18 protein-coding genes are annotated in these 25,393 nt (G+C 48.5%); 8 read left to right on the forward strand and 10 right to left on the reverse strand.

Going from position 1 to position 25,393, the window contains the following annotated elements; all coding sequences use genetic code 11:
• Positions 1 to 18: 18 nt before the first annotated feature.
• Positions 19 to 1,236 (reverse strand): sensor histidine kinase, encoded by a 1,218-nt coding sequence (locus ACFS25_RS05115; RefSeq protein ID WP_381497332.1) that lies wholly within the window; start codon positions 1,234 to 1,236, stop codon positions 19 to 21.
• Positions 1,237 to 1,894: 658 nt separating this feature from the next.
• Here ACFS25_RS05115 and ACFS25_RS05120 point away from each other — a divergent pair.
• Entirely contained in the window at positions 1,895 to 2,371 is a 477-nt protein-coding gene (locus ACFS25_RS05120) for a RidA family protein (RefSeq protein WP_381497333.1), read from the forward strand.
• 3 nt (positions 2,372 to 2,374) lie between these two features.
• A complete protein-coding gene (locus tag ACFS25_RS05125; RefSeq protein ID WP_381497334.1) occupies positions 2,375 to 3,490 on the forward strand; it encodes a D-TA family PLP-dependent enzyme in 1,116 nt (371 codons plus the stop codon).
• 89 nt (positions 3,491 to 3,579) lie between these two features.
• Here the strand turns inward: ACFS25_RS05125 and ACFS25_RS05130 are convergent, their stop codons facing one another.
• The 9 genes from ACFS25_RS05130 to ACFS25_RS05170 all read right to left on the reverse strand — a co-directional run bounded on the left by ACFS25_RS05130 (position 3,580) and on the right by ACFS25_RS05170 (position 14,382).
• Complete coding sequence (locus ACFS25_RS05130; protein ID WP_381497335.1) at positions 3,580 to 4,743, reverse strand: aldose epimerase family protein; 1,164 nt, start codon at positions 4,741 to 4,743, stop codon at positions 3,580 to 3,582.
• 86 nt (positions 4,744 to 4,829) lie between these two features.
• Positions 4,830 to 5,528 carry an L-ribulose-5-phosphate 4-epimerase gene (locus ACFS25_RS05135; RefSeq protein WP_381497336.1) on the reverse strand — a complete coding sequence of 233 codons (699 nt, stop codon included), beginning with the start codon at positions 5,526 to 5,528 and terminating at the stop codon, positions 4,830 to 4,832.
• Positions 5,529 to 5,594: 66 nt separating this feature from the next.
• Positions 5,595 to 7,136, reverse strand: a complete 1,542-nt coding sequence (locus tag ACFS25_RS05140; RefSeq protein WP_381497337.1) for an alpha-N-arabinofuranosidase — start codon at positions 7,134 to 7,136, stop codon at positions 5,595 to 5,597.
• Positions 7,137 to 7,221: 85 nt separating this feature from the next.
• Positions 7,222 to 8,712, reverse strand: coding sequence for an L-arabinose isomerase (gene araA / locus ACFS25_RS05145; protein ID WP_381497338.1), 1,491 nt, complete (start codon positions 8,710 to 8,712; stop codon positions 7,222 to 7,224).
• Positions 8,713 to 8,768: 56 nt separating this feature from the next.
• A complete protein-coding gene (locus ACFS25_RS05150) occupies positions 8,769 to 10,403 on the reverse strand; it encodes a ribulokinase (protein WP_381497339.1) in 1,635 nt (544 codons plus the stop codon).
• 200 nt (positions 10,404 to 10,603) lie between these two features.
• Complete coding sequence (locus tag ACFS25_RS05155; RefSeq protein WP_381497340.1) at positions 10,604 to 11,305, reverse strand: NUDIX hydrolase; 702 nt, start codon at positions 11,303 to 11,305, stop codon at positions 10,604 to 10,606.
• A gap of 56 nt (positions 11,306 to 11,361) precedes the next feature.
• The gene (locus tag ACFS25_RS05160) at positions 11,362 to 12,681 is read right to left on the reverse strand and encodes an MFS transporter (protein WP_381497341.1); all 1,320 of its coding nucleotides are present in this window, start codon (positions 12,679 to 12,681) and stop codon (positions 11,362 to 11,364) included.
• Positions 12,678 to 13,346 carry a beta/alpha barrel domain-containing protein gene (locus tag ACFS25_RS05165; protein ID WP_381497342.1) on the reverse strand — a complete coding sequence of 223 codons (669 nt, stop codon included), beginning with the start codon at positions 13,344 to 13,346 and terminating at the stop codon, positions 12,678 to 12,680. Before ACFS25_RS05165 ends, ACFS25_RS05160 begins: the two co-directional genes overlap by 4 nt.
• Positions 13,347 to 13,353: 7 nt before the next feature.
• Complete coding sequence (locus ACFS25_RS05170; protein WP_381497343.1) at positions 13,354 to 14,382, reverse strand: sugar kinase; 1,029 nt, start codon at positions 14,380 to 14,382, stop codon at positions 13,354 to 13,356.
• A 592-nt stretch (positions 14,383 to 14,974) separates the two neighbouring features.
• Here ACFS25_RS05170 and ACFS25_RS05175 point away from each other — a divergent pair.
• The 6 genes from ACFS25_RS05175 to ACFS25_RS05200 all read left to right on the forward strand — a co-directional run bounded on the left by ACFS25_RS05175 (position 14,975) and on the right by ACFS25_RS05200 (position 25,302).
• Positions 14,975 to 16,159 (forward strand): esterase, encoded by a 1,185-nt coding sequence (locus tag ACFS25_RS05175; protein ID WP_381497344.1) that lies wholly within the window; start codon positions 14,975 to 14,977, stop codon positions 16,157 to 16,159.
• A gap of 41 nt (positions 16,160 to 16,200) precedes the next feature.
• Positions 16,201 to 17,361: an esterase gene (locus ACFS25_RS05180; RefSeq protein WP_381497345.1), complete on the forward strand. Its 1,161-nt coding sequence runs from the start codon at positions 16,201 to 16,203 to the stop codon at positions 17,359 to 17,361.
• Positions 17,362 to 17,398: 37 nt separating this feature from the next.
• On the forward strand, positions 17,399 to 19,021 hold the full coding sequence (locus ACFS25_RS05185; protein WP_381497346.1) for a carboxylesterase/lipase family protein: 1,623 nt from the start codon (positions 17,399 to 17,401) through the stop codon (positions 19,019 to 19,021).
• Between the two features lie 22 nt (positions 19,022 to 19,043).
• Positions 19,044 to 19,931, forward strand: coding sequence for an alpha/beta hydrolase (locus ACFS25_RS05190; RefSeq protein ID WP_381497347.1), 888 nt, complete (start codon positions 19,044 to 19,046; stop codon positions 19,929 to 19,931).
• Positions 19,932 to 19,947: 16 nt separating this feature from the next.
• Positions 19,948 to 21,075, forward strand: a complete 1,128-nt coding sequence (locus tag ACFS25_RS05195) for an esterase (protein WP_381497348.1) — start codon at positions 19,948 to 19,950, stop codon at positions 21,073 to 21,075.
• A gap of 99 nt (positions 21,076 to 21,174) precedes the next feature.
• Positions 21,175 to 25,302 carry a glycosyl hydrolase gene (locus tag ACFS25_RS05200; RefSeq protein ID WP_381497349.1) on the forward strand — a complete coding sequence of 1,376 codons (4,128 nt, stop codon included), beginning with the start codon at positions 21,175 to 21,177 and terminating at the stop codon, positions 25,300 to 25,302.
• The last annotated feature ends 91 nt before the right edge of the window (positions 25,303 to 25,393 follow it).

Consider the following 25,393-nt stretch of genomic DNA (forward strand, 5'->3'; position numbering starts at 1 on the left):
TGTGATATAAAGGCTATATTACTCGGAAGCTGGGTTAGGCGTTGGTAGATAGATGACAAATGTTGCTCCTTGACCAGGCTGACTTTCGGCCATGATGTAACCCCCATGGTTGGTCACTACTTTTTTGGCGATCGACAGGCCAAGGCCCGTGCCTGGATAATGACCCTTGCTGTGCAGCCGTTGAAAAGTGCCAAAAATTTGTTCGGCCTGTTCCGGTTTGAAGCCAATGCCCTGGTCGACAACCCGGATGGTATAAAAAGATGTCTGACCACTTGGAGGCTCAAAAGCAGGTGGTAAATCGGCAAGAACTACCTCTTGACGGCTAATCTGAACATGAGGTGGTGTTCCGGGCTTGGCAAACTTGAGTGCATTGGTTAATAAGTTCTGAAACAGCTGACCCAGTTGGGTAGCCTCCCCAACTAGCGTACCTAATGAACCTACCTCAACAACTGCTCCCGTCTCAGCCACCATCAGTTCCAGCGCCGTCAGTACAGCGTCTACAACTTGGTTAAGATTCTGATGACGGAATGTTTCTGGTTGCCTGGATAGACTGGAAAAATCAAGCAAATTTTTAATTAGAGTCAACAGGCGTCCTGCTGCGCCCTGCATGCGTTGGAGTAAATCCCGCCCATGATCATCTAGGTTGGGCGAATACTGCTGGTTGAGAAGGTCACCAAATTGCTGAATCTTACGTAATGGCTCCTGTAAATCATGAGAAGCAACGGAGGCAAACTGCTCCAGGCGTTCGTTGGCCTTCAGCAATTCCTGGTTACGCCTTTGGAGTTGCTGACGAATATCTTCAAGCGATTGTTCCGACTGCTTTAAAGGAGTAATGTCGGTAAAAACAATCATGAAACCGTCGTTTACCTGGCTCTTGGAGATGTCTAACCACTTATTCCAGGCTGGATAAAAACGGGTTTCCTGAAGCACTAACTTCTCTTCGGTCACGGTAACCGCTTGAGCAAACAGACCCGGATTTTGGGCTTCGGGAAATCGTTGGCGGTGAGTTAATTGCTGGAAGTTCTCCTCTAAATCACCCGTAATATTTATGGCCGCCTGGTTATAAAGAATGGGTTTAAAATCAATAATGACGTTGTCCGTATTTCGAATAGCATCAAAGACCACGATGCCCGAAGGCGAGTTAGTTACCAACTGCTGAAGTAATTCGCGCTGCTGAGATTCCTCAATAAATTGAAAGCGCAGATGGGCGTCCGGGCGTGGGATAGGCTTGCTCATTTTCGATAACTTCCTTTTACAGGAAGTAGGGAGAACTGAGATAATAAAAAAGAACGTCCAGTAGTTTTAATACCCATTAGGAATTGGATGGAAACGATTCGGTGGCCAAAGTCAACCAGAGTCTTTATGCCTAACTGTTTTCCAATCCGTCAGGTCAAAATGCATCTTTATTATACTTAATCAGACCACTTCTTTATCTGGAGACAAGTAGGGTGATCGTACGTTTTAGAAATCAGGTTCAGGCTATCCCGTATTCAGTAATTATCTGTTCAAACTGATGCCACCCGGTTAGGTCTGTTTTAATGACGACCCTTTGTAGACTAGGATTAGTTGGCACAACCCCTCTCAATAAAATAGCGGTATTGGGTATATTGTTAAGCCGGCCTTGCACATGCTTGGTGAGCGGGCTTGGGAGTAAAAAATTGCCGATGATATTCATATTCCGTTTTCTTTGTTGTTCTAATGTCAACTAGTTGTTTTGTAAAATGTTTTTGGACAGCTAGTTGTAACGTATTTATACGGCTCTGGCGAGAGAAAATAGGGCTAACTCTTCTACGAGCTGCCCAAAATTCTGAACGGTAGCCAGCAAGCTTACCTTGACTTTGAGATGAACCCAAACAGATAGTTTACCTTTGGTCTAAAACAGTTTTGATTACCCATGCAGCCTGACGCCTTATCACCCGAAAAAGCCTTTGCCGAAACCGGCCTTTCGCTACCGCCCGCTCCACAGCCGTTGGGCGTTTACAAACCATATCTGATTGATGGAAAGTACCTTTACATATCGGGGCATGGCCCTGTTCAGGACGATAAAAGTCTGATAACTGGTCGCGTTGGAGCCGATCTGGACATAGAGCAGGGCAAATTAGCCGCTCGTCAGGTGGGCCTGACTATCTTATCGACTATAAAAACGAATTTAGGAAGTCTTGACCGGGTGAAGCGCGTTATCAAAGTGCTGGGAATGGTTAATTGTACCGCTGATTTTGAGCGACATCCTTATGTGATCAACGGGTGCAGTGAACTGTTTGCGGCTGTTTGGGGAGCCGACAATGGCGTTGGCGTTCGGTCGGCGGTTGGTATGGGCTCGCTACCCGGCAATATTCCGGTTGAAGTAGAAGCCTTATTTGAACTAATCTGAACAATGGAGCAAAAACCCTGGTACTGGATTGATGATCTTACCCAACTCGACACGCCCGCGCTGGTGGTTTATCCCGACCGTGTGAAGCAGAATATTGCCTACTTAACGGGCGCTGTTAACAACGTGGGTCGGTTGCGTCCGCACGTAAAAACGAATAAATCGCGGGAGGCTACCGGACTGATGATGGAGGCTGGTATTCATAAGTTTAAGTGTTCAACCATTGCTGAGGCCGAAATGCTCGCAATGATTGATGCGCCTGATGTACTACTGGCTTATCAGCCGAACGAGACCAAAATGCACCGTCTTCTCGACCTGATAAAGACCTATCCGGCAACTAAATTTTCGTGTTTAGTCGATAACCTGACAACCGCCCGGCAACTTTCAGACTTGGCTGTAGCGGCAGACCGGGTAGTGCCGGTTTATGTGGACCTGAACGTGGGTATGAACCGAACGGGTATTGCTCCCGGCGAAGATGTACTGACGCTTTACGCCGAACTTGACCAGTTGCCGGGCGTTCAGCCGGTGGGTCTGCACGCGTATGATGGCCACCTTAGAGACCCGGATATAGCCATCCGGACGGCTAAGTGCGATGCCGCTTTTTGGCCGGTGCAATTATTACGGGATACCCTTGCGGCTCGTGGTTTTGTCCAGCCTGTTATTGTGGTAGGCGGGAGCCCAACGTTCCCGATTCATGCCAAACGGCCAGACGTAGAATGTAGCCCCGGCACCTTCATTTACTGGGATAAGGGCTATCAGACTATCCTTAGTGAGCAAGCGTTTCAACCAGCCGTTCTGGTCGTTTCGCGGGTGATATCATTGCCCGACTCCACTAAAGTTTGCCTGGATGTCGGTCATAAATCCGTTGCCGCTGAGTGCGAATTGAGCCAACGAATTCTCTTTCTAAATGCTCCGGAGTTAAGGGCAATTGGGCAGAGTGAGGAACACCTTGTGGTAGAAGCCGGTGAAGACCATCCGTATAAAGTGGGCGATGTTCTCTACGGAATACCGAACCACATTTGCCCAACAGTAGCCCTGTATGAACGTGCCAACACCATTGAAAATGGCACCATTACTGGCGAATGGCGTACCATCTCCCGCGATAGATTGATTTCTATATAGTCAGTTGACCAGCTATTTAGGTAACGAAATAGGCCGTACTACCGAAATTGGTAGTACGGCCTATTGTTTTTATCGAGAGTGAATCAGTATTATTTCTTGGTTGAGAACTGGTAAATCGTTGTGCTTTTATAGGTCTGTCCGGGTCGCAGTACAGTTGTTGGAAAGGCCGGTTGATTCGGTGCATCAGGATAATGTTCTGTTTCCAGACAGATGGCATACCGTTTTTTGTAGGCTATTCCCTCTCGACCAACTAGCTTGCCATTCAGGAAATTGCCCGTGTAGAATTGTACGGCGGGTTCGGTGGTGCGTACTTCCATTACACGACCGCTGGTAGGTTCGTAGACGGTAGCGGCCAGTTTTAGTGAGTCAGCAGGGCCGTTGATTATCCAGGCATGATCGTACCCTTTTCCGTATTTAATCTGTGTATCCGTCGAGTCATTGATGCGGGCACCAACCACCGCTGGTTTGATGAAATCGAAAGGCGTACCAACTACTGATTTTAGTTCGCCAGTTGGAATCAGCGTTTTGTCTACCGGTAAAAACTTGTCGGCATTGAGCGTCACAACATGCTCGAGAATGTCGCGTTTGACTCCACCCGTTAGGTTGAAATACGTGTGATTGGTCAAGTTTAAAACGGTCGGTTTATCGGTTGTCGCTTTATACTCAATCTTGATCGCGTTGTCTTTCTGCAACGTGTACGTTACCTCCACCGATAGATTGCCGGGATACCCTTCTTCACCGTCTTTCGAGGTATTAGCTAGTTTTAGTGCCGGTTCGTCGCCATCAACGGGTGTGGCGGTCCAGAGTACTTTGTCAAATCCTACCTTGCCGCCATGTAGGTGATTACCCATATTGTTGACGAACAAAGTATAAGCCTTGCCATCGAGCGTAAATTTCCCTTTAGCAATACGGTTGCCAAATCGCCCGACTAATGCCCCAAAAAACGTACTATTTTTTGCGTACGTTGATAACGAGTCCAATCCCAGGGTAACATCTTCAAATTTACCGGCTTTATCGGCTGTTTTCAGCGTCACGATAACACCACCGTAGTTCGTAATTTGAGCCGTCATGCCCGACGCGTTCCGTAGTGTGTAGAGGTCAGCTGTTTGGCCGTCCGGAAGTTGGCCGAACACCGCTTTTTCGATACCTGGCTTTTGCTCGTCGGATTCTTTTTCTTTTTTGGAAGTACAGGAAGTCATGGTTAAGCAGCCCGTGAGCAGAGCCAGCGATAGGAGTTGGGGCAGAAACGTCATAAACTAGTAATGAATTTAGAAAGGGTTATCGGTAACTCGTAAAGGGCATTACTGGTCATTAATACTATAGATGACCAGTAATGAATTTAGCACCCCTGTCCGTAGTAGGCGTTTTTACCATGTTTCCGCTCGTAGTGTTTCAATCGTAATGTGTCCTTAATGCGGGGCGTATTGGGGTTAATCTGGAGCGTCAGGTAAGCCATGTGGGCCAGTTCTTCTAAAACGGCGGAGTTATAAACAGCCTTCTCAGCGGTTTTCCCCCACGTAAAGGGTCCATGATTCTGCAAGAGTACCATTTCCATTTCGCTGTACACTAACCCTTTCTCGGTGAAACAATTGAAAATCTGGTGGCCGGTTTCGTGTTCATAATCACCCTGAATCATCTCGTCGGTTAACGCTGGTGCGCAGGGAATATCCTGGTGTGTATGATCGGCGTGGGTCGTCCCGAAAATTGGAATGTCCAGACCTGCCTGTGCCCACGCAACCGCGTAGGTACTGTGTGTATGCGCAATACCGCCGATAGTATCCCAGGTTTTGTACAGCAATGCATGAGTTTTAGTGTCAGACGATGGCCGTAAGTTGCCTTCTATCACGCGGGCGTCGTAATCGCAAATCACGATGTCCTCAGCTGTCAGTTTCTCGTAAGGCACCCCGCTCGGCTTAATGGCAAACACCCCACGATCACGATCAACCGCGCTCACATTGCCGAAGGTGAACAGCACCAACCCCAGCTTTGGAAGTTGCATATTGGCCTCGTAGCATTCCTCTTTTAAGATCCTATACATAACTAAATAAGCGAATTAGTGAATCCTCGGTCTGTTCCGCACAAACCACTATCGTTCAGTCCACTTTTATAATTGAAGTACCACCACCGAGACAGGCGGTAGCGTGACGGTTAGATTATCGCCGTTGAGTTTGGCACCAGTAAAGGTCACCGGTTTGATTTTAGTCAGATTTTCAAACGTGTTGTAATCGCGTACCTTGGCTGATGTCAGGATACGTCCCGTTACACTCGAAGCTTTCATCCCTTTCAAATTTACTGAAATTTCCTGTGGCTTGTTGGGGTCAATATTAACCAGCGACACGTGAACTTTACCTGCTTTATCGCGGGAAGCCGAGACCGATACGGCGGGTAGTTTTTCTTTTTCCAACGTGAAATCGTCTGACTTTACACTAACCGGGAGCATTGTCGCATCCTGGTGAACGTTGTACATTTCCAGTACGTGATACGTTGGTGTCAGCAGTATTTTGTCGCCTTTGGTCAGAATCACCGCTTGCAGAACATTAATTGCCTGCGCCAGATTGGCCATACGCACACGTTCGGCGTGTTTGTGGAAAATATTGAGTGTTGCCCCGGCTAATACCGCATCACGCATGGTATTTTGTTGATATAAAAAGCCCGGATTTGTGCCCGGTTCAACGTTGTACCAACCACCCCATTCATCAACGATAAGGGCTATTTTTTTCTCCGGATCATACTTATCCATGACGGCCGAATGCTTCTCGATCAGTTCGTCCATCAACAATGCTTGTTGCATCGTTTTGAAATACTCCTGATCGGTAAATTGAGTGGCCGACCCTTTTTTGCCTTCGCCCCACGACAGTACCGAGTAATGGTGCATTGCCAGTCCCTCCATCATCGAGCTGGGGATATTTTTCATGAGCGTCTCGGTCCAGTTGTAGTCGTTATCACTGGCCCCCGACGCAATCCGAAAAATCTTCTCTTTACCAACTTTGTTGTTCATGAACGTGCTGTACTGGCGATAAATGTTGGCGTAGTAATCTGGTTTCATATTGCCCCCGCACCCCCACGCTTCGTTGCCAACACCCCAGTAGCGCACATTCCAGGGGATCTGACGACCGTTTTGCTGGCGTTGTTTCGACATTGGGCTGTCTTTCTCAAAGTTGACGTACTGCACCCATTCAGATAAATCCTGCACCGTACCACTACCGACGTTGCCTGCCAAATACGGTTCTGTGCCCAGCAGTTCGCACATATTCAGAAAGTCGTGCGTACCAAAACTATTGTCTTCTGTAACACCGCCCCACCAGGTATTGACAATTTTAGGCCGTTTTCCCTTTGGTCCAATACCGTCTTTCCAGTGGTAGGTGTCGGCGAAGCAGCCACCTGGCCAGCGTAGATTAGGGATTTTCAGTTTTTTAAGCGCACTAACAACATCAAGCCGGACGCCGTTTTTATTGGGGATTTTTTGGTTGTTTTCACCCACATAGAACCCGTCGTAAATACTCCGGCCCAAGTGCTCGGCGAAATGGCCATAGATGTGGCGACTAATTATATGTTTGCCTTCATCGGCATTGATTGTCACTTTATTCTGCGCCGACGCTAGTAGGCTCAGATAGGCAAAAGCAAGGGTAAATAGTGATTTTTTCATAAGAAAATATTGGCTGCGCTGATTTTGGTCTGTGTCCTTTTATGCACAGTCTGTGAGAACGTAGACTGTGCATAAAAGGATAGTCTTATTTATAATACACCTCGCTCCACCGCAGTTCGTTTTTCAACTGGCGAAGGTTTGTGTTACGGTCAATGACGACCAGTTCGACACCGAAAATATCGGCGAAGTCTTCAATATGGTCCGTTGTTAAGTTTTGGCTGTAGACGGTATGGTGTGCGCCACCGGCCAAAATCCAGGCGGCACAGCCAGTTTGCATGTCAGGCAGAGGTTTCCATAGAACACGAGCCACAGGTAGTTTCGGCAGCGCTTCGGGTATGGCTACGGCCTCAACTTCGTTGACCAGCAAACGGAATCGGTTGCCCATATCAATGAGAGAGACATTGATTGCCGGGCCTGCTGGCGCATTAAATACCAACCGAACAGGATCGGCCTTGCCGCCAATACCCAACGGATGAATCTCGCAGGACGGTTTATCATTCGCAATGGACGGACAAATTTCGAGCATATGCGATCCGAGTACGAGTGGGTTGGCAGGGTCGAAATGGTACGTATAATCTTCCATGAACGAATTGCCGCCTTTCAGACCAGCCGCCATTACTTTCAGTGTGCGTACCATTGCCGATGTTTTCCAGTCGCCTTCGCCACCAAAACCATAGCCTTCAGCCATCAGCCGTTGCGACGCGATTCCCGGTAACTGCGTCATGCCGTGTAAGTCTTCGAACGTATCGGTGTACGCGCTGAAATTGCCATCTTCCAGAAAAGCCCGAAGGCCAATCTCAATTTTGGCTGCATCACGAAGCGAACTATGTTGTGCCCCACCGCGTAGAAGCGAGTTCATCAGCGTATAACTGTCGGCGTATTCGGCCACCAACAAATCAATGTCAGCATCCGTCACTTGATTGATTACGGCCACCAAATCACCGATTCCGTGCGTGTTCACCGACATCCCGAACGTCATTTCAGCCGCTACCTTATCGCCATCGGTTACGGCTACCTGTCGCATATTGTCGCCAAACCGAACCACTTTCATGGTCTTTAGTTCGTGAGCGGCTACCGAAACCCGGCTCCAGTTGGCAAGTTGAGCAATAACGTCTTCCTGCTGCCAGTACCCGACAACGATTTTACGGTTTAAACGCATCCGCGACATGATGAAACCAAACTCCCGGTCGCCGTGCGCCGACTGGTTCAGGTTCATAAAATCCATGTCAATCGTACTCCAGGGAATATCCCGGTTGAACTGAGTATGGAGATGAAGTAATGGTTTTTTTAGGACAGTCAAGCCCCGAATCCACATCTTGGCGGGCGAGAACGTGTGCATCCAGGTGACAATCCCCACACAATTAGGTGCCACATTAGCTTCCTGACAGATTGCATAAATCTCATCCGGCGTTTTTACAACCGGCTTGAAAATAACCCGCACGGGAATGGCCGGTGCCTGATCGAACGATTGGGCAATGATTTGTGAATGCTCGGCTACCTGCCGCAGCGTTTCTTCGCCGTATAAATGCTGACTTCCGGTGACGAACCAGATTTCAAATTGTTTTAGATTAAGCATTGTGTTATGGTCAGTAAGTTGCCCCAAATAGTCTCTGGTTTTTGGGGTGTTGAAGGCTAATTATTCTCTATAAACGCGCCTAACGTCAGGTATTTCTGATACAATGTTTCGTAGGTGGCTACATGTTCTGATCGGGGATGATACTCGGCATCGAAGCCGGAACCCATCGCCTGTTGCGCGGCTGCCATTGTGGGGTGTACGCCAGCCGCTACAGCCGCACACATGGCCGCGCCCAGCGCACAGGCTTGGTCAGCGCTGGCCACCTGAATGGGTTTGTTCAGGACATCGGCAAGGGTTTGCATGACAAACGGTGACTTTTTTGCCACCCCACCAATCGCAATCACTTTTTTGATCGGAACACCTTCCTCTATAAATCGGTCCACGATACTGCGCGAGCCGAAGGCTGTTGCTTCTACGAGTGCTTTAAAAATTTTGGCCGCATCAGTGCCAAGATTTAGCCCCGCTACAGCTGCCTTGAGTGTATGGTTGGCATCGGGCGTCCGGCGACCATTGATCCAGTCGAGGGCAATAAGGTCAGTTGCCGTAATCGGTAGTTTTGCCGCCTGCGCGGACAAATGTGGAATGAGTTGTCGGCTCATGGTATTGGCGGCTTCATCGCCCAAAAGTTCGCGTACAGGTCCCGTTATCAGCTGAGCGAACCAGGCGTAAAGGTCACCGAATGCTGACTGACCGGCCTCCAAACCGAGCATCCCCGGTACGACAGAACCGTCTACCTGTCCGCAAATTCCCCGGATAAGTCGGTGGCCAATTTCGTCGTTCGGAGCCATTAAAATGTCACAGGTCGATGTACCAATAATTCGGACAAAGGCGTAGGGTTCAATTTCGGCTCCTATAGCACCCATGTGCGCATCAAACGCGCCTACACCAATGATTACATCAGTTGAAAGCCCTAATTTATCCGCCCATTCTGCCGAAAGATTGCCCATTGGCTGGTCGGCAGTGTAGGTATCCGTGAACAGCCGATCTCGCTGGCCACTAAGTAGCGGGTCGAGTTTGGTCAGGAACTCATCGGAAGGTAGTCCGTCAAACTCGCTGTGCCAGAGTGCTTTGTGGCCAGCCGCGCAACGTGATCGCCGGAGTGTCAACGGATTCGTATTTCCGGTGAGCACCGCCGATATCCAGTCGCAGTGTTCAACCCATGAGAAAGCATGTTGGCGAACCGCTTTATCTACCCGCAACGTTCGCAACATCTTGGCCCAGAACCACTCTGATGAATAAATGCCGCCAACATATTTGGTGTAATCGGTATCCCAATGGTGAGCCAGATTGTTGATTTCTTCGGCTTCAGCATTGGCGGTATGGTCTTTCCAGAGAATAAACATACCATTCGGATTCTCGGAAAAATCAGGACGTAGAGCCAGCGGAAGGCCTGTTTCGTCTACCGGGCCGGGTGTTGAGCCGGTGGTATCAATCGAAATTCCCACAATTTGTTGCCGAACAGTGTTGGGAGCCTGCGACAACGCTCCGTTAATCGTCTCTTCCAGCCCTTCGAGGTAATCGAGCGGGTGTTGCCGAAACTGCGAGGTGGCAGGATCACAATAGAGGCCCTGTTTCCAGCGGACATATTCATGAACGTGTGTGCCGACCGTTTGTCCGGTTTGGGCATTGACGACTAGCGCTCTAACCGAGTCGCTGCCAAAGTCAACGCCGATAACATAGGAATTACTCATGTTGTGGATTGATTCACAGTGCTGAATGATATTGATTAAGCAATCATTCGAAATAGTAGAAAAGGACGGTTTTGAGAATAGTGTATAGCTGACACAATACTACTGCATTATTAGGCTATTTCCATGAGAAAACGTAATTATTTTTCTAACTCTATAAGATCTTACGGATTTTATAGAGTTGAAGTTAAATTAGAAATGGGTTATGATAAGGTCAGTTCAGGAAAAAAGCTAACGTAGTCCGTAAGATACTGCTGGTATTTATCCGCGTTCAACCGATATAATTGCCCTTTTTTAGTAACAGAGATAGTATCCTTCTCACCCGTACCAATTAGCAGGTCTGTCGAGAGAATTTTCCGGCTGAAATTACGCCGGTCGAGTTGCTTCGTATAAATCGCTTCGTAGACTTTTTGAAGTTGTGGAATCGTAAACTTTTCCGGCATAAGTTCAAAGCCGATGGCATGCAGGGCGGCCTTGTAGCGTAACCGATGCAAGGCCTGTTCTACCATCGCATTATGGTCGAAAATCAGGTTTGGCATTTCGTTCAACCCAATCCAATACGCGTTATGCGCTTTAATGGCGTTAACGTCCTGATCCTGAATATTGACCAATGCGTAATACACAACAGAGATTGTCCGCTCGACCGGGTCGCGGGTTACGGCCCCAAACGTCTGCAACTGTTCGAGGTATGTATTCGTCAGGCCCGTCAAGTCGTACAAAATGCGCTGTGAGGCCGCTTCGAGGTCTTCCTGCTCTTTCAGGAAACCACCCATTAGCGACCATTGCCCACGTTCTGGTTCGAAGTTGCGTTTGATGAGCAACAGTTTAAGTTCTTCGCCATCGAAGCCGAAGATGATACAGTCTAAAGCAACGAGTATTCGATTTGGATGAGTATAGTGGATCATTTTTTAAACGTTCCTGAACGTTACAACGAATTGACTATGATATAGAGATTTATCCATCAGGTCACCGGCTCCGACTCACGGGTTTCCAGATTGACTGGTTGCATCGTTGGTGCGAGTAGATGCATAACCAGCCAGGCAAGCAGGTAAGCCGAGCCGCACATTAGAAAGATGATGCTATAACCCCCCTGAACATTCCCGGCCTGTTTGTAACTATCCAGAATACGGCCTACTATTTCGGGGAAAATAATGCCGCCAACTGACCCGGCCATGCTGCCGATGCCCACCACTGAGCTGACGGCACGTTTTGGGAACATATCAGACGCTGTCGTAAAAATGTTAGCACTCCAAGCCTGGTGGGCGGCACCTGCCAGACCAATCAGGGCTACTGCTGTCCAAATGCCCGGTCCGAAGCGCACGGCTATAACCGGAATAACCAGCAGGGCGAAGATGAACATGGCCGTTTTGCGGGCTTTCCACACACTCCAGCCCCGACCAATTAGCCACGATGATAGATAGCCTCCGCCAATGCTGCCAATACTGACCAGCGTGTAGAGAACTGCCAGATAAAGGTTAGGCTTCTTGGTATCGAGGTGGAAGGTAGTTGAGAAATAATCTTGCAGCCAGAAGAGGAAAAACCACCAAATGGGATCGGTGAGCATTTTGCCAAAAACGAACGCCCAGGTCTGGCGGACACTCAGCAGTTTTCGCCAGGACACCGGCTGGCCGTGGTCGGCGACTTCATCGGGGGTAGTTTCGTTATCGCTGTGAATATAGTCGAACTCAGCCTTTGACAGTTTAGCCTGTTTCGCTGGTATTTCGTAGCTAATGTACCAGAATATTAACCAAATAAACCCGACTGCACCGGTTATGATAAAGGCCATCTGCCAGCCATAAGCCCCCAGAATCCAGGGTACCAGAATAGGCGCAACCACCGCACCAATATTGGCTCCTGAGTTAAAAATACCCGTTGCCAGCGCTCGTTCCTTTTTTGGAAACCACTCGGCCACTGTTTTGATAGCTGCCGGAAAGTTGCCAGCCTCGCCTAATCCCAGGCCAATCCGAGCCATAATAAAGCCAAACGTGCTGGTTGCCAGTGCGTGGCACATAGCGGCTACACTCCAAAAAATAATGGCGATGGTGTAGCCCATTTTGGTGCCGATGCGGTCGATGAAACGGCCAAAAACGAGCAAACCAACCGCGTAAGCCGCTGAAAAAACCTGCACAATGCGGCTATAATCTAACTCCGACCAGTTAAATTCTTTTTCAAGAGTCGGCTTCAGTAAGCCGACTACTTGCCGGTCGAGGTAGTTGATCGTCGTAGCAAAGAAGAGCAGTGCTACGATGGTCCAGCGGTAATTGCCAAGGGGCTTGTTCATGCGGGTTTAGGAATAAAAGAGGCCACAAGCTTGACCAACACGGCTACTCGGTCGCGCAACGCATCGGGCGAAGTACTTTGACCGGAAAATAATTGTGAGCCAATGCCCACTGCCGTAACACCCGCGCGGAACCAGGCAGACAGGCTGTCGATGGTGGGTTCAACACCACCCGTTACCATGAGTTTTAAGCCGGGCATCGGTCCTTTAATAGCCTTAATAAAATCTGGCCCTACGACATTTCCCGGAAACACTTTCACCAAATCGGCTCCTAATTGCGTTGCCTGATAAATTTCGTTCAGCGTTGAACCCGCCGGAACCCACGATACGCCCCGTGCCCGGCAAACGTCTCCCACGGCGGCTGTTGTAATGGGCTGCACCACAAAGTCGGCCCCGGCATCCAGAAATCGTTCAGCATCGGCAGGTGTTAGTATCGTGCCGATGCCCATTGCCATGTCGGGGCAGTTTTCCCGCACGTAACGAACTAAGTTAGCAAAAACAGGAAAGGCCATATCGCCCCGGTTTGTAAACTCAAATGCCCGTAAACCACCATCGTAGCACGCCTGAACAATCGTTTGCGCATGGGCACTGTCGGGATGATAAAAAACGGGTACAATCGGGTGGTTGGTAACCAGACTAAGGATCGTATCGGGTGTGAAGGCAGACATAATAAGCTTAAGATAGAGATGATAACGTATACATGCGTCCTGTTATATCGGTAACTGTTTGGTTGGTGGCATCGCCCAACTCCTGCAATTTACCGAAGGCGGCTTCTGCCGCGAAATTAACTATTTCCTGAGGTGAATGCTGATGGTAAAGCCCGTAAATCAGACCAGCCATAAAGCAATCGCCACTGCCGACCCGGTCAACGACAGCGTCGGTCAGTAATTCGGGTGATACATATTGCTGACCATTTACAAACAGGGTCGTGTAATAACGAAGCCCCGCTGAGGGTGTATCGAATCGGAATGTATTGGCAACTACTTTACAGCGCGGAAACCGCTCCTGAATTGCCTCCGACGTAGCGCGGGCGTGGGCTACGTAATCAGATTGTTGCCCTTTTCTATGAATATGCTCATCAACCGGAATCGCTAATAGCGCATTAGCCGCCCATATATTACCCATCACCACATCGCAATAATCTACCAAATCGGGCATAATGTCAGTTGGGTCTACTCCATATTGCCAGAGTCTCGCCCGATGATTCAGGTCCATTGAAATAGTGATACCCTTGGCCGATGCCGTGGCCATCAACTCCCGGCAGGCCCCGGTAACATTGGCACTCAGGGCCGGACTGATGGCGCTAACGTGTAACCAGGAGGTGTCTTTGAGCATTTCGTCCCAGTCAACTTTATTAACGGTTAATTCTGAAAAGGCCGAATAGTCCCGATCGTATATTACGCCCGCATTTTTGAGGTCGGTTCCCTGCGGTAAGTAGTAACTGCCGATGCGTTGCCCAAATCGAACGATACCAGATGAATCAATGCCTTTGCTATCTATATAGGCCGTAATATCGTCAGCCAGAGTGTTTATGGGGAGAACTGTGCTGTATCTGACCGGGACGCCCCAGTTCGCTAAGGCCGTAGCAACATTTAATTCGGCTCCTCCAACAAATACGGGCATAGATGCCTGCCGAATCCATTCGCCATCGGCAATGGGGGAAAAGCGTAATAATAACTCACCGAAGCAACAGATTTTAGTCATACAAATTAATATGTATTGATACCGAACGGGGTGGCCGATTGTCTTCCGTTGCGGCACCATCTCATACCCGATACCACGACATAGCCCGAATAAAAAATAAATTTCCAATAACTACTCGGTCGAGATATTCATCACGCGGTTGGATTAGGAAACTACGTGAGTCTGCATCCCGTCAAACCGGCTCATCAAGTCAATAGTGGGAAGAGCATATATTCGTGATTTCATACCCTCTTGTGAAGTTGAAAGTCTCGCTTGAGCCAAATTATATGTTACCCATCGCCAAGTCACTAATGAAATTGCCACTCATGACTTATTGCTAACGAAAGGATTTTGACATACGCTGTTGTCAAGGTAATCCGGAAAAAATTGTCATTAGTAACTTCTATCTCTCAGTTGCTTTTCCCGTCTTGGAATATATCCTGAAAACGTATATAAAGCCGAATCATGCGTCGTTTTTGCGCGGAGGTGATGGCTCTCTGTTTCGTCTGCTGCCATCAAATCGTGATAGCTATTCCTAAAAAAATTACAGAAAAATTAGTCTGTAAGATCAAGGGGTAATAACTTTATGTACTTTTGACGCAAAGGTAAACGGATGACTAAAAATCGAATTAGCGGCCTATTCATAGCCCTGCTGCTATCAGGTAATCATTGGCTAAGCGCTCAACAGGCCAATGTCAACCTGGACTGGAATCCCCAGAAAAATACGCAGAACCTAGTGCCCTTTGGAGCCAGTGTTATTTCACCGGAAGTTCGTGATGACCATACGGCTATATTCCGGCTTAAGGCACCCGACGCTAAGCAAGTTATGCTGGCTGGCGGGCCGTTGTTGCTGGCGTTGAAGGCGAAAGATCCAATTCCGTTTCAGAAGGATAATGATGGGCTTTGGACGTTGACGGTAGGACCAATCAAGCCGGATATTTACGTTTACAAGTTGATCATCGACGGCGTGATGGTAGCTGATCCTAACAATACTCTAACTGGTTTTGCCGACCAACCGGGCTATAGTAATCTAGTTATTCAGGGCGATGGACCGGCTTATTACGATGCCAAAGCCGTGCCGCATGGTGCTGTGACCCGCCACATTTACCATTCAGATGTGCTTAATGGTGAGCGGGAAATATTCGTCTACACGCCCCCTGGCTATACGGCCAAAAAGAAATACCCTGTCCTGTATTTGATGGGTGGTAGTGGCGAACTGGCTTCGGGATGGGTACTCGACGGTCGGGCCAATTTCATCGCCGATAACCTTATTGCCGAAGGGAAGATGGTGCCGATGCTCATTGCCATGCCCAACAATCAGGTGATTCACCGAAGCGATCCAAAACATACCGAAAAGACGTTTACATTGCTGGAAGACGAGTTGAAAAAACAGATTGTGCCCTTTGTAGACAAGAACTACAGCACCCGCACCGACCGGAAAGGTCGCGCGTTGTCTGGACTGTCAATGGGTGGGCGGCACACGCAATTAGTAGGACTCAAGAACTTGGACATGTTTAGCTCGTTCGGTATCCTGAGTGCGGGCGATCTGGAAACGGAGACGGTAAGTGCCGCCTTCTTGAATGACCCTGCCGCTAACCAGAAAGTCGATTATCTTTTGGTAGGGCAGGGCACTGGCGAAGTGGAAACGATAGGCAAACGGGCTGTTGCACTTCATGAAGCCCTGCAAAAACATAACATTAAGCATGACTACTACGTCGGGGGTGAAGGAGCGCACGACTGGGGAACCTGGCGTCACTTACTCTATTATAAGTTGTTGCCTAACCTCTGGCGGAAGTAAGTGAACCGAATCCCTAAATCCCTAAAAACCAGTTTCCATTTATGAAAACGTCAATCAGTGTACGTGGCTTTGTACCAGCCCTTTGTCTATCATTGATCACATCGGGAGCGATGGCCCAAATGCCCCAGCGTACACCCACGCCCAACGATACGCTAAAGTCGCCGAAGGTAATGGACGACAAACGAGTCTCCATTCAGATCTATGCCCCCAAAGCCAGTGAAGTAACAGTAGGCGGTGACTTTAACCCTACTAATAAACCGATTAGCCTTACCAAAAATGATCAGGGAGTTTGGTCAACGACGACTGGCCCGCTCCGACCCGATTATTATACCTATACGCTGATGGTGGATGGGGTACGGACGATGGACCCAAAAAATGCGGTCATTAAACAAGGCATTAGTAGTCTTGAAAATGTGATGGTTGTGCCGGGTGCCGAAACCGCTTTCGAGGATAACAAAACCGTGCCACACGGCGAAGTACGGGACGTATGGTATTCGTCGAGTTCGCTGAATATGATGCGCCGGATGCACGTGTATACGCCACCGGGTTACGAGAAAGGGAACACGAAATACCCTGTGTTTTATTTGCTGCACGGCGCTGGCGATGATGATTCGGGCTGGAACAGCATTGGCCGGGCCGGGTTTATTCTCGATAATCTTATTGCTGCGGGACAGGCTAAGCCCATGATTGTGGTCATGCCAAACGGTAGTATGCCCATGCCACCTCAAACAGGTATGCCCAATACACAGGTGATGAATAATATTCGGGCGATGTTTGCCAACGATTTTCTTAAGGACGTTATGCCGTATGTGGAGAAAACGTACCGGACTCTGCCTAATCGCGAAAATCGGGCGTTAGCGGGCTTGTCAATGGGTGGGTTTCAAACACTGGACGTTACGTTAACCCGGCCTGAATTATTCGATTATGTAGGTGTTTTCAGTTCCGGATTTTTTGGTGCATCTATCGATGAAGCCGAAACCAAATATGCTAAAGCATTGAATGATCCCTCGTTCAACAAAAACAAGAAACTATTCTGGATTGGTATTGGCAAAGACGATTTTGTGATGGATGCTAACAAGAAAACGCTGGCTCTGCTCGACAAACACCAAATTAAATACCAATATAAAGAAAGCTCCGGTGGACATACCTGGATTAACTGGCGGCAATATTTGAACGAATATGCACCAATGCTTTTTCGGTAATGTGATGAATCAACCTTAATTAACCTCACTCAAGATCATGAAAAACACTAAAATTGTCATCGCGCTGTTGGCGATGCAATTCTTGCCCATGCTGGTAACAGGCCAGAAAACTACCGGTACTACGCCCATTTTGGCTGGTTTTAGAGATGCCGTTGTTCAAACAGAATACGGTAAAGTGAAGGGCTACATTCACAATGGAATTTATACGTATAAAGGAATTCCGTATGCGCAGGCAGAACGGTTTATGGCACCTACGAAACCCGATTCGTGGACAGATATTCGGAGTTCGATGGCCTATGGGCCGGTGTGCCCCATGATGGAGCCAACAACTAAAGTGAGCGACGAATCGGAGTTTGTGTATCACCACGATTGGGGCTTTCCGAATGAAGATTGCCTGCGCTTAAATATCTGGTCGTCGGGTACTGATGCCAAAAAACGGCCAGTTATGGTTTGGCTCCACGGTGGTGGTTACTCGGCTGGATCGTCGCAGGAACTGCCTTCGTATGATGGCGAAAATCTCAGCAAAAAAGGCGACGTTGTGGTGGTTTCGGTCAATCACCGCCTGAATATCTTAGGCTTCCTGGACTTATCTGAATACGGCGAAAAGTATAAATCATCGGCCAACGTTGGCATGATGGATTTGGTGTCGGCCTTACAATGGGTAAAAGAGAATATTGCCAGCTTCGGTGGCGATCCGAACAACGTTACCATTTTTGGTCAGTCGGGTGGGGGCGGAAAGGTCGTTACGTTGATGAATACGCCATCGGCAAAAGGGCTATTCCATAAGGCAATTGCCGAAAGCGGTGTGGTCGGCAGTTTTCAGGATAAAGCAATAACAAAGCGGGTTGCTGCTGCCGTTTTGGATGAGTTGGGTCTGCAAACAGCCCAAATCGCTGAAATCCAAAAGATTTCGTACGAAAAACTAGCGGCTGCCGGGACAAAAGCCTTACAAAAAGTGCGGGCTCAACTCACCACTGAAGGTAAACCTATGGCCGGAGGAGGCTGGAGCCCAACGCTGGATGGAAGTTTTCTGCCTTATCAACCATCGAGTCCGGAAGCGCTTGCTATTTCAGCCAACGTACCCTTGCTGATCGGGTCTACGAAAAATGAGTTTGTGCCATCCTTAAGTGCCCTTCGGAATGGGTCGTCAGAAGACGTGAAAGGATTTTTGCAAAAGAAGTACGGCGAAAAGACGGATGCCTACATTGCCGCCGTCAGGAAAGCGTACCCAGCCGATACGAAGCCAACTGATTTGATGGATATTGATGACCGTTTCAGACAGGGAGCTGTCAGATATTCTAACCTGAAGTCGGCTACTAACACCGCGCCGGTCTATATGTACTTGTTCACCTGGCAATCGCCCGTCGTCGATGGTTATTATAAAGCGATTCACTGTATGGAAATCGCTTTTGCCTTTAACAATATCAGCCGTTGCGAAGAAATGACGGGTGGTGGCAAAGAGGCTTATGCGCTGGCGGATAAAGTGAGCCAGTCCTGGATAAATTTTGCCCGCGCTGGTAATCCAAACCATAAAGGACTGCCTACCTGGCAAAAGTATACCTCGGCAAATGGAGCCACGATGATACTTGACAATCAATGCGTTGAGAAATATCATCACGATAAAGAATTCTTAGAGATAACCGCCCCCAAAACCCTATAACGCATCTTCTGATCCAATGACTATGAATTTTCGTCTCTTTCTAAGTGGTCTTTTGGTAAGCTGCTGTACACTGGCTTTCGGTGCCAAAGTCGATTCGCTGGATATTCCGTCGGCGGTCATGCAGAAGAATCTGCGGGCGGTTGTCGTCCTGCCTAACTCCTATCAGTCTGCTGGTGCGATCAAAAGCAAAGCGCCTTATCCCGTTCTATATCTGTTGCATGGCGGTAGTGGAAAGTTTACTGACTGGATCACCAAGACGCCTGATAAAATGCTGTTGCAAAATCTGGCCGACCAGTACAACCTGATTATTGTGACGCCGGAAGGTGAAGCACTAAGTGGGTACCTGGATAGTCCGTTTCAGAAAGACAACCAGTTTGAGACGTACATCACCAAAGAAGTTATCGATAAAATTGATAACACCTATCGCACTATTCGGGATCGAAAAGGCCGGGTTATTACGGGCTTGAGCATGGGCGGTCATGGAGCTTTGTACCTATCGACGCGCCATCCTGACCTATACTGTGCGGCTGGCAGCATGAGTGGAGCCTTGGATTTGTCTATAACCCACTGGAAAATTGCTCCTGACTTTGCCAAACAAGTTGCTCCACAATTTGCGCGGATTCTGGGTCCCGTTGGTGCTACGCCTGACTTATATGCCGCCAATTCGGTGGTTAATATGGCCGATAAAATGAAAACCAACGGGCTACCATTAATTATTGATTGTGGCGTCGATGATTTTCTGATTGAACCCAATCGTGAGCTTCACCGGCGGCTGGTTTACAATCAAACATCCCACGATTATACGGAACACCCGGGTGCGCACACCTGGGATTATTGGGAAAACTCACTGCCTTATCACGTTCTGTTTTTTCATAAAATACTGAAAGCAAATGGTGTTTCTATGCCTTAACCGGTGTCGACAGAAGATGAAAAAAGTAATTTTTGGGCTTAGCCTGTTAGTGGTAGGAATCACGCAGGCACAGAATTTTTCGGGTCGTCCACCCACGCCGAATGATACCCTGGTCTCGGCAAAGGTGCTGCCTGACAGTCGAATGCGATTCAGTATTTATGCGCCTAAAGCAACTGACGTAACGGTTGGTGGCGATTTTCTGGATAGCCCGACTCCCGCCAAATTAATTAAACAGGAAAATGGCGTTTGGTCAATAACGCTTGGTCCATTAGCGCCAAATCTGTACACCTATGACTTTACTGTAGACGGCATTAAAACGTTTGATCCTAAAAATGCGCAGTTTAAAGAAGGGCTGAATGGCTTGTCGAATTTGGCTGAAATACCGGGTACGGCTACTAATTACTTGACCGTTAAGAACGTGCCTCATGGCGTGGTTGAAGCTGTCTGGTATCCATCGTCATCGCTGGGAATAACCCGACGGATGCATATTTATACCCCGCCGGGTTACGAAACCATGACCAATAAATTACCGGTGCTGTATTTGTTGCATGGTGGTGGCGATAACGATGCCAGTTGGATGACGGCTGGTCGAGCCAATTTTATTCTCGACAATCTGCTGGCCGAAGGAAAAATTAAACCCATGCTGGTGGTTATGCCCGCCGGGCATACACCCCAACCGGGTCTGCATATGGGGGCTGGTCCTGAGCAAGACCCCTTTTGTCAGGATTTTCTGGGTAGCGTGATTCCCTTTGTGGAGAAACATTATCGCGTTTCGACCAACCGCAACGATCGAGCCATTGCCGGGCTATCGATGGGGGGCATTCAGACACTAAACATTGGCTTATGGAACCCTGAGAAATTTGGCTATGTGCTGCCGCTGAGTACGGGTTATTTTCCGCCGGTGCTTAAAGAGTTGGACGAAAAGAATCAAAGCGTTCTGAAAAATCCGGAAATCAACCGGCTGAAATTATTCTGGCTTGCCATGGGTGGCCCCAAGGATATTGCGTATCAGAACAATAAAAATATGATGGCTATCTTCGATAAATACGGCATAAAATATCAATATACTGAAGTCCCCTGTGGTCATACATTTCTTACCTGGCGTGATAATCTGCATGCGTTTACCCCGTTGCTGTTTCGCTGATTTTTAGCCGTATTATTGAGCATAATCCATGCGTGTAAGTGACAGTAAATCCGTTGAAATCAATCGGGTTGCCGCCTTTGTAGACGTGTAAATCGCTTTATGAAAAGACGCACCTTTCTAAAAAATAGCTCTACGGCTGGCTTGGTGGCAATTATTACGCCATCGGGAATAATTAACGTTAGTGAAAGCCAAGCCGCACTGGAATCCAGTGCGGCTGAGTCGTTTGCTGAGGCTTTCCTACATCCACCCACATCGGCGCGGGCGCAGGTCTGGTGGCACTGGATGAACGGGAATGTTACCGCTGACGGCATCACCCGCGATTTGGAAGCCATGAAACAAATCGGGCTGGGTGGGTTTCAGAACTTCGATGCTGGAACGGGTATTCCCAAAGGTCCCGTTGTGTATCTAAGTCCGGAGTGGCTCAAGTTGAAAGAACACGCAATTAAGGAAGCCGATCGTCTGGGACTGGAATTTACTATGCACAATTGCCCCGGCTGGTCGTCGAGTGGTGGGCCGTGGATTACGCCCGAGCTGGCCATGCAGCAGGTAACCTGGAGTGAAGCCTACGTAATAGGTGGTAAAGCCGTAACGGTTACGTTGCCCAATCCGATGAGCAAACTTGGCTATTACCGCGATGTGTCGGTGATCGCATTTCCATCACTTCCCGGCGAAGTTGATTTGGCTTCGTTGGTGAGTAAGGCTACCACTAGCGGAAGTGCCGAACCTGTTTCTGCCGAAAAACTATCAGGTAATGAAGGTGTTATCGTTCAGTCCGCAGCTGGAAATCAACCAACCTATTTACAAGTTGAATTTAATCAGCCATACGAAGCGCGCTCTATCGCTTTTTTAAGTAAGTCGGTTGGCTCATCCGGCGGTGGACAAGGCGGTGGCTTTGGCGCTGGTCCGGCGATTACACTGGAATCATCGGATGATGGGGTTCAATTTCGAACCGTAGCGTCAATCAATGCAGGACGTTCACCAGAAACTACACTCAGTTTGTCGGAGTTTCCGGCTACGAAAGCCAGGTACTTCAGACTTACTTCACCGGGAGCCAGACAGTATGCGCAGATGCGGTTTTCGGGAACGGCGCGGCTGGCCGATTGGCAAAAGAAAACAAACAATGCCTTTGCCGTTATGGGCGTATCTGACGATCAGGACGGCAAAAGTAAAGCAGCTATTAATCCGGATTCGATTGTCGATATAACCAAATTTATGGACAAAGACGGGGTGCTTCAGTGGAACGCACCAACCGGCAACTGGACAATTTTACGAATCGGTTACACACCCAAAGGAGAACTCAATCGCTCGGCACCCGACACCGGAGCTGGTCTGGAATGTGATAAGTACAGTTCCGCAGCTATAGATTTCCATTTCAATAAAATGATGGAGCATCTGCTGCCTACTCTGAAACCACTGACCAAAAAAGGTAAAGTTGGTTTGCTGATAGACAGTTACGAAGTCGGTATGCAAAACTGGACGGCGCAGTTTCCCCAGGAGTTTCAGAAACGTTCGGGGTATTCACTCCTGACTTATCTTCCGACGTTGACTGGTCGCATTGTGGGAAACGTGGACACGACAGAACGGTTTCTGTGGGATTTGCGCCGAACCCAGGCAGATTTGATGGCGGATAACTATTACGGACGATTCCGTGAATTATGCCATCAACAGGGAATTGTTGCCTATGCTGAGCCGTATGACCGGGGGCCAATGGAAGAAATGCAGATCGGCGCTCGGATGGATGTTAACATGGGTGAATTCTGGAATGGCCTTTCGTCGCTGTTTCAGAACAACCTGACCATGCATCGGACTACCAAACTAGCGGCTTCCATTGCGCATATCAATGGTAAGAATGCAGGGGGTGGCACACTCGACAGTCCGCAGATAGTTGGCGCCGAAGCCTTTACGGGAGAGCCTGAATCGTCGCGCTGGCAGGAATATCCATTTGCCATGAAAGCTCTGGGCGACAAGATGTTCACGCAGGGATTGACCCGTATTATTTTTCACCGGTATGCTCACCAGCCGCACCCGACCGCCGTTCCAGGTATGACGATGGGGCCTTGGGGTATTCATTTCGACCGGACAACTACCTGGTGGAATCAGGGTCGATCCTGGCTGGATTATCTGGCTCGCTGCCAAAATCTTTTACAGCAGGGTTTATTTGTGGCCGACTTGGCCTACTTTACCGGTGAAGAAGGTAATCAATACACGAAGGTGGAGCCATTCGAATTAGACCCGGCACCACCGCAAGGATATGATTACGATCTTATAAATGCTGAAACACTCGTAAAACGGGCTCGGCTTGATTCCAGTAATCTTACGTTGCCCGACGGCATGAGTTACCGGGTACTGGTACTTCAGGATCATAAAGCCGTGAGCTTGGAGTTGTTGCGTAAACTGCGTAATTTGGTCAATAACGGGCTGATGTTAATTGGGGCCAAACCATCAACATCATTGGGATTGCGTGCCCACTCACAAGGAGAGACTGAGTTCCAGCGTCTTGCCACTGAACTTTGGGGTGCCCATACGACGGACCGAATAAACGGGCCGACCGTTACTGATAACCGGCTAGGGAAAGGCCGCGTATTCTGGGGGCAACCTATCCAAACTGTCCTGACTACGCTTGGCATAAAACCAGATTTTCAGGTCACTTCTCGCTCCGGCGATGCACCCGTTACATACATCCACCGAAGAATTGGAGAGGCTCATGTCTACTTCCTGGCTAATCAGCGACGGACAGGGGAAGAGTTGGTTTGCACATTCCGGGTAGATGGTAAGCAGCCGGAATTATGGGATGCTGCAACCGGCAAGCAAACGCCGATGAGTATTTATGAGTTGGTAAATGGGCAGACTCAGGTTCCTATTTGGCTTGAACCGGCTGGTTCTATATTTGTTGTATTCCGTTCTCCGAGCAAACCGAAGCGGTTAAAGACCGTCATGAATGGGAAAGAAACGTTGCTAAGTGCGACGCTTTTTCCAGCACCAACCCGGAAAATCTATAAAGACATAACGAACAATTTTACTATTAGCCTGTGGGCTAAACCGGAGCTTAACATAATGCTGGCGACGAACGGCTTTATGGACAGTGTAAAAGATCCCTGGACTGATTATTATGCTATTTATCCACCTTCGGGTACGGAGTTATATGGGGCGGGTCATGCTGCCTGCGGCTTAGCCATCGGACGAAATGGCGTGGCTGTTTGGGAGCGTACTAGCGGGAAACCCGTGTTTAAACTGGCCGCGCCAGCAACTATTTCGGGATGGAGTCATATTGCGCTGGTTTATAAAGAAGGTAGTCCATCCGTTTACATAAATGGTAAACTTAGTCAAGCGGGAAAAAGCGGAGGGAGCATCGTACATCCCGGTTTAGGGCAAGCTTACCTAAGCGATGGCGCTTCCTTTTATAATGGTGACATGACCGAACCGCAGTTATTGAGTGGACCTTCAAGCGATGATCGTATTCGACAATTAGTGACTCAGGGCCGACCAAAAATAGCTACGTTGCCGGTTGTAGAAATTGCGAGAGATGGAACATCTGCTTTGCGTTTCTGGCAGAATGGCCAGTATATGTTACGAGATAATTCTGGTAAAGAAATGGCTCTACTCATTGCCGGAATCAGTCAACCGATGCAACTAGATGGGGCTTGGCAAGTGAATTTTCCGCCAAATCTTGGCGCACCAGAGCAAATCACTTTGACCAAACTAATATCCCTAACGAACCATGAACAGGATGGTGTAAAATACTTTTCTGGTACAGCAACATATACCAAAACAATAAATGTGAACGCCAATGTTATAGCCCGTGGTAAGCAGTTGTTTTTGGATTTAGGGCGGGTAGAAGTTATGGCTGGTGTAACGGTAAATGGAAAAGACCTTGGCTCACTCTGGAAGCGCCCCTACCAAATTGATATAACTGAGGCCGTAAAAACAGGGGATAACATACTTGTAATTAAGGTGACTAACTTATGGCCCAATCGATTAATTGGTGATGAGCAACTACCTGATCCTGACAAGTTTACGCCGGGTGGCGGTGCTGGCGGTTTTGCCAGTTTGAGCAACGGCGCGATTGTGGAATTGCCAGCGTGGTATAAAGAAGGTAAGCCAAAACCCGCCGATGGTCGAGTAACGTTTACAACCTGGAAACACTACAACAAAGATTCCCCTTTATTAGAGTCTGGCTTAATTGGGCCGGTTGTATTGCGGGTAGCAGATCAGAAAGTAGTCAGTTAATAGTTGTCGTGACAATGCAGGAAATATTTCAAATTCCCTTGTTAACTCGTTGATTTGCACTAAGGTGCCTACTGCCGTTAGTACAGCAAAA

The organism is Spirosoma flavum (assembly GCF_042686045.1).
Lineage (GTDB): Bacteria > Bacteroidota > Bacteroidia > Cytophagales > Spirosomataceae > Spirosoma > Spirosoma flavum.